The sequence below is a fragment of the Carboxylicivirga fragile genome (assembly GCF_050589805.1).
Taxonomy (GTDB): Bacteria; Bacteroidota; Bacteroidia; order Bacteroidales; family Marinilabiliaceae; genus Carboxylicivirga; species Carboxylicivirga fragile.
The window spans coordinates 1-3,500 of record NZ_JBNGOY010000106.1 but is presented as its reverse complement, the minus strand read 5'-3'; the positions used below and the strand labels follow the sequence as shown (position 1 = coordinate 3,500).

At 32.4% G+C, this 3,500-nt stretch carries 1 protein-coding gene; it reads right to left on the bottom strand.

The genetic code is table 11. The features are described from left to right. Positions 1-467: 467 nt before the first annotated feature. Entirely contained in the window at positions 468-3,362 is a 2,895-nt protein-coding gene (locus tag ACRD7B_RS22650; protein WP_430826953.1) for a response regulator, read from the bottom strand. Between the last annotated feature and the right edge of the window lie 138 nt (positions 3,363-3,500).

Genomic DNA, 3,500 nt, shown 5'->3' with positions numbered 1-3,500 from the left:
ACTCATTAATAATTATGAAAAACAAAGAGGCTAACCATAAATGATTAACCTCTAAATTTTATTTAAAATCTTGTTACTTCTGAAATTGCCTAAATACTCACATAAATATCAAACGAATTCTTTAATACCTATACTGATTGCTTTTGACAAACATGACGATATAGGTTATATAATATTAAGTATGATAATATAAAAAGACAGGTCTTAATTTAGCATTTAAGGTTAAGTCTATTTTCTTTCTTTCCCTTATCAATATCGCTCCCAACAAAGAATTAAAGTATAAATAAAAATCAACTAAAACCATCAGATTAGTTAATTCATAAGGATTAATGATAAGTAATATTAACTGTGAACAGGCTTTTATACCAATTTAATGAAATAGTGTCGCATGGTATAATGCCGATCTTCTTCTAAAGATGCAGAATTAGAGAAACGAAATTATGCGGCATTTTAGAAGCCAATCGGTATTACAGTTTTGTTTTCTTCTTTGACTTTAATATATATTCTGCGACAGTCATCCCTTTTACCTTTTTAAACATACTATTAAAATGAGCATGACTATTAACACCAACAGCATCCATTGCTTCCTGAATTCTGTCGCAGCCCTGATCAAACATTTGTGAAGCATGCCCCACCTTAATTGAATTTACAAAGGTGGTGATAGATTGACCCGACAAAGCCTTAAGCTTACGATGAAGCTGCATACGACTCAAGCCAACAACAAGAGCAAAGCTATCAGGATTAAATTCAGTATTGTCAATATTATCCTCAACTACTTTCTTTGCTTTAGCTATAAACTTCTGATCATATGAAGTATAATGCACCTGTGCTTCAATTGCAATATCCTGCATTAGTAATTGCTTTCTATATGCTTGTCTGATATTAATGATATTACGGATTTTTTGAAGCAATGCTGTAGTATCAAATGGCTTATTTATATAGTCCCATGCTCCGGCCCTTAATCCAATCTTTTGAGATTGCTCATCTGTCTTGGCTGTTAGCATCAAGATGGGTATATGAGATGTTTTATTGTTTTTACGCAAGATCTGACACATTTCCACGCCATCCATCTCGGGCATCATTATATCGGTTATAATAATGTCAGGCAAAATTGATAATGCCATATCAACACCTTCTTTACCATTAGATGCTTCTGTCACCCTATATTTATCCTGCAAGCTACTCCTTAAATACGCTCTTAACTCATTATCATCCTCAACAACTAAAATATTATCTACATCATTTTGCTTATCATCAGAATCTGTAGGTAAAATCACATTAGATTGATTAATTGGAATATTCACGTCACCATCAACACTTTCTACAAGTTCATTACGATCAAAAACATCTTTTTGAACAGGAAGTTGAATAACAAATTCAGCACCACCGTATTTACTATCATTTACTACTATGCTTCCTTTGTGCGCCATAATAAGTGAATAGCTCAAGTGTAACCCTATTCCAGAAGAAAAACGATCTTTCCCATGAAAAAAGCGCTCAAATATTTTTTTCTTTTCATTATCAGGAATCCCCTTACCACTATCCCTGACTGATATAATCAACTCAGTAGGATTATCAACTTTATTTGCAGTAATCTTTACATCAATATGACCATGTTTAGGCGTATACTTAAAAGCATTGGAAACAATATTAAAAAGTACTTTTTCCATTACATCCTGATCAAAATAACAAATTATCTCTATTGGAACATTAAGAGAAAAAGCTATTTGATTATTTTTTGCTTGCCAAATAAAGGCTTGCATTGAGTTTTTAATAAACTCACTGAAGTCACCTTTACCAACCCTTAAGATGTTAATTTCATTCTCAATCTTTCGAAAATCAAGTAACTGACTCACTAAAAACATCATACGCCTAGTGTTTCTTGAAATCACATCAAGACAGAGTTGTTTTTTATCCTCAATAATATCTCCGTTAATCAATTCATTAACAGGTCCATATATGAGCGACAATGGTGTTTTGAATTCATGTGCTACATCAGTAAAAAAAGTAAGTTTCATTTCGTTCAATGACTCCTGCTGTTTGATTTGTATTTGATCCATCACCAACTGATGTTTCATCTTTTGACGATAATACAAGAAATACAAAAGTCCGGTTACCAAACCGGTAATGATTAAGAAATAAAGAATATATGCTTGCGATGATAACCATGGTGGAGGTAACACCTTGACAATAATCTGCCTAGGCGCCTGATTCCAAACACCTTGCGAATTAGCAATGTGCGCTAAGAAACTATAGGTTCCTGCCTTAAGGTTGGAATAAGAAGCAAAACGATGATTCTCATTAGTTTTAATCCACCTATTATCATATCCAACCAGTTTATAACGAAATTCGTTATAATAATTCTTCGTAAAATTTGAGCCAGAAAACTCAAACAAGAAATTATTATGCTTATGATCAATTAAAATAGTATCCACTGCATTAATTGACCTATTCAATATAACTCTATCTCCATAGGCTTTTCCTGGTTCTACACTTTTATTATGAACTCGGAAATCAGTAATTAAAAATAAAGATTCTACTTTACTACTCTTTATATCCTTAGGGTTTATCGTTGATATCCCATCAATACTTCCAAAATATATTGTTCCATCCGCATCAATATCAATAGCTTCCGTAAAGGTATTTGTTCGTAAACCATCTATATAAGAAAACTGGGTAATCCCCCTTGTTGCGAGGTTAAAACAAATAATCCCTTGAGAGTTGTTTAACCATAACTGGCCAAGATGATCTTTTCTGATACCCATTATTTTTTTATCGGCTATACCCTTCACCTCTACCCACTCAAATGTTTCCGAATTTTTCTTCATATGTAGTAAACCCAAATCTGTGCCGAGCCACAAATCCTGATTATCATCCTGATAAATGCACCAAATAGAGTTATTATGAATATACTTTTCGTTGTTAAAAGAAGTATGATACTCTGTCACCTCTTCTATATCGCCATCTCTATTTAAATTAATTTTTATTAGTCCTTCAGCAATGGTACCTGCCCAAAGGCAATCTTCAACAGCATCATAATGCAAACAGAATATTCTTTTCGGGAGTAGGTTATACTTATCTGTTACCAATTCACTAACATCGATAAACTTATCATCATGTTGTTTAAGAATACCCTTTCTGGTACCGATAAACATATTTTGCCGTTTATCTACACTAATTGCAAAAACATTATTATCCCCTGTTATTTCTGCATGTATTTTAATAAACCTATCATTATTATTCAGTACAAATAAACCGTCACCTGTACCCAGGTATATTTCGTTTTTAACAATACTAAAGGTTAGAGGAAATACCTTTTCATCCAGGTGAAGTTTTTTGATTAAATGAGTTTTTAAATCCATCTTATAACAACCACCATCCTGAACTGCAAAATATAAATATTCACTAAGTACATGACAAAAGTTTAAAACATTTATCTAAGTCATTGTTGTTTATTGGGTTATTTAGAGCACAAGCAATTCTGATAAAACCATACTTAA

What these genes read in the sequence shown, in the direction of transcription:
- ACRD7B_RS22650 (WP_430826953.1), bottom strand. Translation starts at nt 3,362, where the DNA reads ATGGATTTAAAAACTCATTTAATCAAAAAACTTCACCTGGATGAAAAG.